Raw genomic sequence first — 7,501 nt, 5'->3', positions numbered from 1 at the left:
TTTCGGCACGGTGATCGCCATGTCGGCGGGCACTGCCGCGGCTTATGGGCTGTCGCGTTTCGGCTCCGGCCAGAACCTGCCGCTGGCGCTGATCCAGCTCAGGATTTTTCCCCCGATGGCGGTCATGATCCCGGTGATGATCATGTGGGCTTTCCTCAACTTCACCGACAGCTGGTGGGGCCTGGCGCTGATCTACGGCATCGTCACCTTGCCGTTCGCCTTCTGGCTGATGAAGACCTTCTTCGACGACATGCCGCGCGAGATCGAGGAGGCAGCGCTTGTCGAGGGCTGTTCGCGGCTGCGCGTCTTCACCCGCATCACGCTGCCGATGATGCGCGCGCCGCTGGCCAGTGCCGCGCTCTTCGTCTTCATCCTCAACTGGTCGGACTATCTGATCGCGCTGCTTCTGACGACGCGCGAATGGGTGACCATCCCGGTCTACATGGCCTCGCTATCCTCCTCGATGACCGGGCAGCTCTATGGCGCCAAGGCGGCGCTTGGCCTGATCGCGGCCGTGCCGCCGGTCATCATGGGCATCGCCATCCAACGCCATCTGGTGCGCGGGTTGACATTCGGGGCGCTCAAGCAATGAGCGCGGTGACTGTCATGACTTCCAAGGATGAGGTGAAAGCCGTCGGAGCAAAGCCGGTTTCGCGCGATGAGGGCGCAAGGCTGGGTTTCCGGCTGACATTGCCTGCGCAGATCCTGGTGCTGTTCATCTCGGCCTTCCCGCTGTTGATGCAGCTCTACATCAGCGTCACCGACTGGTCGCCCCTGTCGGGCACCGGCTGGTGGAACGCCTGGTCGATGTGGAACAGCTTTGCCAACTACACCGATCTCGCCGCCGACGCGCGCTTCTGGAGCGCGCTGAAGCGTACGGCCATCGTCATGATCGTCTGCGTGCCGGCGGAATTCCTGCTTGGGCTGGCGCTGGCGACACTGTTTGCCGACGATTTCCCGGGCAAGCGCGTCTTCTATTCGATCCTGCTGATGCCGATGATGGTGGTGCCTGCCGTGGCCGGCTACATGTTCTTCATGCTGTTCCAGTCGGGCGGCCCGGTGAACGACATCTTGTCGGCGCTCACCGGATCTCCCGTCACCATCGCCTGGCTGTCGGATCCGACTCTGGCGCTGATTGCGGTGATGGTCGCCGACATCTGGCAATGGACGCCGCTGATGTTCCTTATCCTGCTTGCCGGCCTGGTCGGCGTGCCGGAGGACCAGATCAAGGCGGCGACGCTGCTCGGCGCCAATCCGTGGCAGCGCTTCGTCACCATCGTGCTGCCGAAGATGAAGACGATCATCATCATCGCGTTGGCGATCCGGGTGATCGAGAACTTCAAGATCTTCGACACGCTCTACATCATGACCGGCGGCGGTCCAGGCGTCGCTACCGAAACCATCTCGGTCTACATCTACAAGCTCACCACGCAGGACCTGATCTGGGGCTATGTGGCGGCGATCGCGCTGGCCATTTTGGTCGTGCTGTCGATCGTCGCGGTGTTTGCCATGAAGCGCATGGCGCGTGCACGCGTGGTACCGGCATGAGCGCCATCCACCTGCAAAACCTGGTCAAGAAATTCGGCGACTTCACCGCGCTGAAGACCATGGACCTGGCAATATCAGATGGCGAGTTCATGGCGCTGCTCGGCCCGTCGGGCTGCGGCAAGTCGACGACGATGAACATGATCGCCGGCATGGAAGAACCGACCGGCGGCAAGATCCTGTTTGGCGAGCGCGACATGGCCGGCGTGCCGATGGGCCGGCGTGGCGTCGGCTTCGTGTTCCAGAACTACGCCATCTTCACGCATATGACGGTGCGCCAGAACCTTGCCTATGGACCAAAAATGCGAGGGGCTGCCAAAGCCGAGATCGATCGCCGTGTCGGCGCCGTCGCCGAGATGCTGCAGCTTTCGCCGCTGCTCGACCGCAAGGCCGACAGGCTGTCGGTCAATATATTGCAACGGGTGGCGATCGGCCGCTCGGCGATCATGGAGCCGGCGATCTTCCTGCTCGACGAGCCGCTCTCCAATGTCGACGCCGCTTTCCGGGCCGTCATGCGCACCGAACTGAAGCAGCTGCAGCGGCAGTTCCGCCAGACCATGGTGTATGTCACCCACGATCAGCTCGAGGCGATGACCATGGCCGACCGCATCGCGGTCATGGATCATGGGGTTTTGCAGCAGGTCGGCACGCCGCTCGAGGTCTACAACGATCCAGCCAATGTCTTCGTCGCCCGCTTTATCGGTGCGCCGGGCATGAATCTGCTCAAGGGCAGGCCGGCGGAGAGCGACCGCGGACTGGTCGTCGATCTCGGACCGTTGGGCGTCACGCCGCCGCTGCCGGGCGAACTCGCAGCGGCCATGCGTGGTGCACGCGGCGAGGTGCTTTACGGATTCCGGCCTGAACAGGCGACGTTGGTGCAGAATGGGCAGGGCCTCGCAATGCCGGTGACCTTTGTCGAACGGATCGGTGCGCGCACCATCGTTCATCTCGGCCAGGGCGAGGCGGCTGTGAAAACGGTGTTCGACAATGATGTCGGGCTGGCTATCGGCGACACCGCTGTCATCGCTCCCACTACGTCGTCGGTGCGCGTCTTCGACGCCGCTACCGGCCTTGCGATGAAGGCAGGTTGAGATGGCCGATATCGTCTTCCGTAATGTGACCAAACGCTACGGCAATACACTCGCCGTCGACGACGCCTCGTTCACCGTCAACGACAATGAGTTCTTCTGCTTCTTCGGTCCGCCGCTGTCGGGCAAGTCGACCATCCTGCGCCTGGTGCTCGGGTTGGAGACACCTGACACCGGCGAAATCCTGATCGGAGGCAGGCCGGTCAACGCGATGTCGCCGGCCGAGCGCAACGTGGCTATGGTGTTCCAGAACCTGGCGCTGTTTCCGCATATGAGCGCGCTCGAAAATGTCCGCTTTCCCCTGGTCGAACGCCGGGTCGCCGAGGCCGAGATCAAGCGGCGGGTCACCGACGTCGCGGCGAAGCTGCATATCGGCCATATCCTGCACAAGCCGCCGGGACAGCTTTCGGGCGGGGAGCGGCAGCGCGTGGCGATCGCCCGGGCTCTGGTGCGCGATCCCAATGCCTATCTGATGGACGATCCGATCTCGGCGCTCGACGCCAGGCTGCGCGAAGAAACGCGCGTCGAGCTGAAGCGCATCCAGCGCGAACTCGGCAAGACGCTGATCTACGTCACGCACGACCAGGAAGAAGCGATGTCGGTCGCCGACCGCATCGCCATCCTGGAGGACGGCAAGATCAGGCAGATCGGTACGCCGGCAGAGATTTACGACCGCCCGGCCAGCACCTATGTGGCAAGGCTGCTTGGTTCGCCGATGATGAACATCCTCAGATCGGCGCGCGGCGAGGGCGGTGTCGAAGCGGCTGAAGGCACGATCCGCATCGAAGACAAGACAGCGCCCGCCGACGCCGTGGAGATCGGCCTGAGGCCGGAAGACATCAAGGTCAGACCGTGGGCGGATGGGGGCCCGGGCCGCCCGGCGCGAGTGTTCGAGGTCGAGCCGCTTGGCGGCTACACCGTGGTGACGCTCGCTGCCGGGCAGGCGCGGCTGAAGGCGTTGCTGCGCGGCCAGCCCGACATCCGGCCGGATGCCATGGTGGCGATATCCTGCGAGCCGGCCAGAGTGCATTATTTCGAACAGAGCGGCGGGGCGTTGGCACGATGACGGCCGCCGCAAGGAAAGAGTTTCGGGAGGAAGAGATGGCAAGCAAAGGCTTCGAGCCGGACGTGAAGGTCCGCACGAAGGAATACAAGATCGGCTGTGTCGGCGCAGGCATGATCATGGCCGAGTGCCATCTCGCCGCCTACAAGGAAGCCGGGTTCCCGGTGGTGGCAATCGCCTCGCGCACCAGGGCCAGCGCCGAGAAGGTGGCGACGCGCTGGGGCATTCCGACCGTCCACGACACACCGGAAAAACTGATCGAGGACGAAAATGTCGAGATCATCGACCTTGCTTTCCCGCCCGACCTGCAGCCGGCGCTGATCCGTCACGCGCTGAAGCAGAAGCACATCAAGGCGATCCTGGCGCAGAAGCCGTTGGCCTTGTCGGTCGACGAAGCGGTCAAGCTGCGTGACGAGGCGGCCAAGGCCGGCAAGATCCTCTCGGTCAATCAGAACATGCGCTACGACCAGTCGATGCGCGTCTTGAAGCAGATCATCGACAGCGGCGCGCTGGGCGACATCGTCTTCGCCCAGATCGACATGCACGCCATCCCGCACTGGCAGAGCTTTCTCGAGGATTATGACCGGCTGACGCTCGCCAATATGAGCGTGCATCATCTCGACGTGCTGCGCTTCCTGTTCGGCGATCCCGACGAGATCACCACGCTGACACGCAAAGACCCGCGCACGACATTCGACCACTCCGACGGCATCACCGTGTCGACGCTGCGCTTCCCGTCCGGCGTGCTTGCCGTGTCGCTGGAGGATGTCTGGTCCGGTCCGCGCCAGGATGGCTACAAGGACGACCAGCACATCAACTGGCGCGTCGACGGCAGCAAGGGGGTCGCGAAGGGCACCATCGGCTGGCCGACGGGCGCTGCCTCGACGCTGACTTACGCTTCGACCGAGACGACCGGCGGCGAATGGGTCAGCCCGAGCTGGGACACGATGTGGTTCCCGCATGCCTTTATCGGTGTGATGGAGCAGCTCCAGCACGCGGTGAAGACCGGCACGCCGCCGGCGCTGTCGGTCGCCGACAACGTCAAGACCATGGCGCTGGTCGAGGCGGGCTACCGCTCGATCGACGAGGCCCGCATGGTCAAGCTTTCCGAAATCGCTACCTGATCACCGCAGCTGAAACACCAGACAACTGAATCGCTTACAGGGAGGAATTCACACCATGATGCAGGCAGGTATTTTCACGGGCTATTTCCCGTACGGCCTCGAAGAGACGGCGAAGAAAATCCGCGGGCTCGATTTCAACACGGTGCAACTCGACCTCCACTTCAAGGATGTCGACCTGTCGGCCGGGCAGATCACCAAGGACAAGGCCAAGAAGGTGCGCGACGTCTTCCGCGATCATCACCTGCCGGTGTGCTGCATTTCCGGCTACACAAATATCATCCACCCGGACAAGGCCGAGCGCGACAAGCGCGTCGGCTACCTCAAAGAGATCATCCGCAACGCCCGCCATTTCGGCAGCCCGTATGTGATCTCGGAAACCGGCACCTACAACACAGAATCCGACTGGGTGCATCACCCCAAGAACAAGACCGAGGAAGGGTTCGAGGAATGCCGCAAAGTGGTCGCCGACCTTGCCCAGACGGCCTATGACCACGGCGCGGTCTTCCTGCTCGAAACCTATGTCAACAACGTCGTCGGCTCGGTCGAGGAGACGGTCAAGATGTTCGCGCAGGTCGATCACCCCGGCCTCGGTCTGCTGATGGACCCGACCAATTATTTCGAGACGCATAACATCGACAGGATGGACCAGATCCTGAACCAGGTGTTCGACACGCTGACCGACAAGATCAGAATAGCTCACGCCAAGGACGTCAAGCGTTCGGGCGGCGACAAGTCCGAGAAGCACGCCGATATCGGCGACGAGGACGCGCTGGAGAGCCATACATTCCGTGGCGTCGGTGAGATCGAGTTGCCGGCACCGGGCCTCGGTTCGCTGAACTACGACCTCTATCTCCAGCGGCTGGCGGAAAAGCATCCGAACATCCCGGTGATCATCGAGCATCTCTCGGAAGACGACGTGCCGCGCGCCAAGAAATTCCTCGACGGGAAGTTCCGCGCCAACGGTCTGTGACGGCCTTCTCGCGCCGCTGGTTCGCGGCGGCGCGGTTCGGTTCCAAAGTAAGGGAGGAGAAAAAATGTTGAAATTCGCATTGAAACTGGCGGCTGCCGCAACGCTGCTCGCCGGTGTCTCATTGAGCGCGCCGGCAATGGCGCAGGATGGCCAGAAGACGTTCTACCTGCTGTCGCATGGCGGTCCGTCGGATGCGTTCTGGCTGGACTGGAATGCCGGCGCGACCAAAGCCTGCGATCAGCTCAAGGTGACGTGCAAGATCTCATTCAGCGGCGCCGACATGGCGGCGCAGAAGGAGGCCTTCAATTCCGCGCTTGCGGCCAAGCCCGACGGCATCGCCACCACGTCGGCCCAGCCGGGCTTGTGGACGGAAGAGGTGAAGGCGGCCAAGGCAGCCGGCATCCCGATCGTGTTCTTCAACACAGACGACCCGGCGACCGGACGGCAGGCCTATGTCGGTGCCGATCTCAAGGAGGCGGGCGTCATCTGGGCCAAGTATCTTGTTGACCACAAGATGGTGAAGCAGGGCGACAAGGTGTTCCTGCCGGTGGAAGTGCCTGGCGCCAGCTATCAGCAGCTGGAGACCGAAGGCATCGCCAGCGTCTTCGATCCGTTGGGGATCAAATATGATGTGGTCGATTGCGGCACCGACCCGGCCGGCATCATTGCCAAGATGACCGACTACATGGTGGCCAACAATCCGCCGGCGATCATCGCGCTTGGCGATTCCGTCGCGGCCAGCGTCAAGCGGGTGTTCGACGGCGCCGGCGTGCCGGCCGGCAAGATCCCGGTCGTCGGCTGGGGCAATTCCAAGGAAACCGCGGAAGCCGTCAAATCCGGTTTCGTCAACGCGGCCGCCTGGCAGTTCCCGTCTGCGCAGGGCTTCATGCCGGTGGCGCTGCTCGGGCTCGCCGCTTCGGGTGAGCCGATCGGCTACGACATCCATACGTTCAGCCTCTACGACGCCTCGAGCGTCGAACCGATCCTGAAACTCTACGACACGAAGTGAAAACCGGTGCCCGCGGCGCAAGCCGCGGGCGTCTCTTCAAAGCATGGTTCAAGCAGTCATGATGATCGCCGCAGAAGACGAAATGCCTGTCGGGAAACGCAGATCGAGCCTTATACGCTCGCCGCAATTCTCCTCGCTCGTCATCCTCATTGTCCTGCTCGCGGTGTTCGCCATTGCCGATGCCAATTTCCTGTCGCCGCTCAACATCTCCAACATGATGGCGTTCCTGCCCGAGCTCGGCATCATCGCGCTCGGCATGACGCTGCTGTTGACGGCGGGCGAGTTCGACCTGTCGGTCGGCGCCGTGTTCGGGCTGGCCCCGGTCGTCGTCATGCTCCTGGTGCAGAACGGCGGCGTGGATATAGGTGCCGCCCTTCTGGCCGGGCTTCTGCTGTGCATCGCCATCGGCGCCATCAACGGGCTGATCGTCACCAAGATCGGCATTTCGTCCTTCCTGGTCACGCTTTCGATGCTGCTCGTGGTGCGTGGGGCAGCGCTCTACATCACACAGGGCTTTCCGCTGAAATCCTGGGACCAGCCGGGTTTTTTCGTGACGCTGCTGGCCGGCAGCTTCAATGTCGGCTCGTTCCGGTTCTACACCTCGCTGTGGTGGTTCATCGGTCTCTCGCTGCTGGCAATCTATGTGCTGCGCTATGCCAAGCTCGGCAACTGGATCAGCGCCATCGGGTCGAACCGCAACGC

8 protein-coding genes are annotated in these 7,501 nt (G+C 62.8%); all 8 read left to right on the top strand.

The window, feature by feature from the left end; translation table 11 throughout:
- On the top strand, positions 1-592 hold a 592-nt coding region (locus EN991_RS15745), incomplete at its 5' end, for a carbohydrate ABC transporter permease (RefSeq protein WP_164769102.1).
- Positions 589-1,548, top strand: coding sequence for a sugar ABC transporter permease (locus EN991_RS15740; RefSeq protein ID WP_127369094.1), 960 nt, complete (start codon positions 589-591; stop codon positions 1,546-1,548). The genes EN991_RS15745 and EN991_RS15740, both read left to right, overlap by 4 nt.
- On the top strand, positions 1,545-2,636 hold the full coding sequence (locus EN991_RS15735; protein WP_127369093.1) for an ABC transporter ATP-binding protein: 1,092 nt from the start codon (positions 1,545-1,547) through the stop codon (positions 2,634-2,636). Before EN991_RS15740 ends, EN991_RS15735 begins: the two co-directional genes overlap by 4 nt.
- A gap of 1 nt (position 2,637) precedes the next feature.
- A complete protein-coding gene (locus EN991_RS15730) occupies positions 2,638-3,699 on the top strand; it encodes an ABC transporter ATP-binding protein (RefSeq protein WP_127369092.1) in 1,062 nt (353 codons plus the stop codon).
- 35 nt (positions 3,700-3,734) lie between these two features.
- Entirely contained in the window at positions 3,735-4,820 is a 1,086-nt protein-coding gene (locus EN991_RS15725; protein WP_127369091.1) for a Gfo/Idh/MocA family oxidoreductase, read from the top strand.
- A 55-nt stretch (positions 4,821-4,875) separates the two neighbouring features.
- Complete coding sequence (locus EN991_RS15720) at positions 4,876-5,790, top strand: sugar phosphate isomerase/epimerase (RefSeq protein WP_013530826.1); 915 nt, start codon at positions 4,876-4,878, stop codon at positions 5,788-5,790.
- A gap of 64 nt (positions 5,791-5,854) precedes the next feature.
- Positions 5,855-6,799, top strand: a complete 945-nt coding sequence (locus tag EN991_RS15715) for a substrate-binding domain-containing protein (protein WP_127369090.1) — start codon at positions 5,855-5,857, stop codon at positions 6,797-6,799.
- 43 nt (positions 6,800-6,842) lie between these two features.
- A partial coding sequence (locus tag EN991_RS15710) for an ABC transporter permease (RefSeq protein ID WP_164769100.1) occupies positions 6,843-7,501 on the top strand: 659 nt, incomplete at its 3' end.

Source organism: Mesorhizobium sp. M7A.F.Ca.US.005.03.2.1 (genome assembly GCF_003997795.1).
Taxonomy (GTDB): domain Bacteria; phylum Pseudomonadota; class Alphaproteobacteria; order Rhizobiales; family Rhizobiaceae; genus Mesorhizobium; species Mesorhizobium ciceri.
This window is presented reverse-complemented; position numbering and strand designations above follow the sequence as displayed.

Bases quoted from the DNA above. Each gene is read 5' to 3' on its own strand.
- EN991_RS15740 (WP_127369094.1), top strand. From the start codon at position 589: ATGAGCGCGGTGACTGTCATGACTTCCAAGGATGAGGTGAAAGCCGTC.
- EN991_RS15735 (WP_127369093.1), top strand. From the start codon at position 1,545: ATGAGCGCCATCCACCTGCAAAACCTGGTCAAGAAATTCGGCGACTTC.
- EN991_RS15730 (WP_127369092.1), top strand. From the start codon at position 2,638: ATGGCCGATATCGTCTTCCGTAATGTGACCAAACGCTACGGCAATACA.
- EN991_RS15725 (WP_127369091.1), top strand. From the start codon at position 3,735: ATGGCAAGCAAAGGCTTCGAGCCGGACGTGAAGGTCCGCACGAAGGAA.
- EN991_RS15720 (WP_013530826.1), top strand. From the start codon at position 4,876: ATGATGCAGGCAGGTATTTTCACGGGCTATTTCCCGTACGGCCTCGAA.
- EN991_RS15715 (WP_127369090.1), top strand. From the start codon at position 5,855: ATGTTGAAATTCGCATTGAAACTGGCGGCTGCCGCAACGCTGCTCGCC.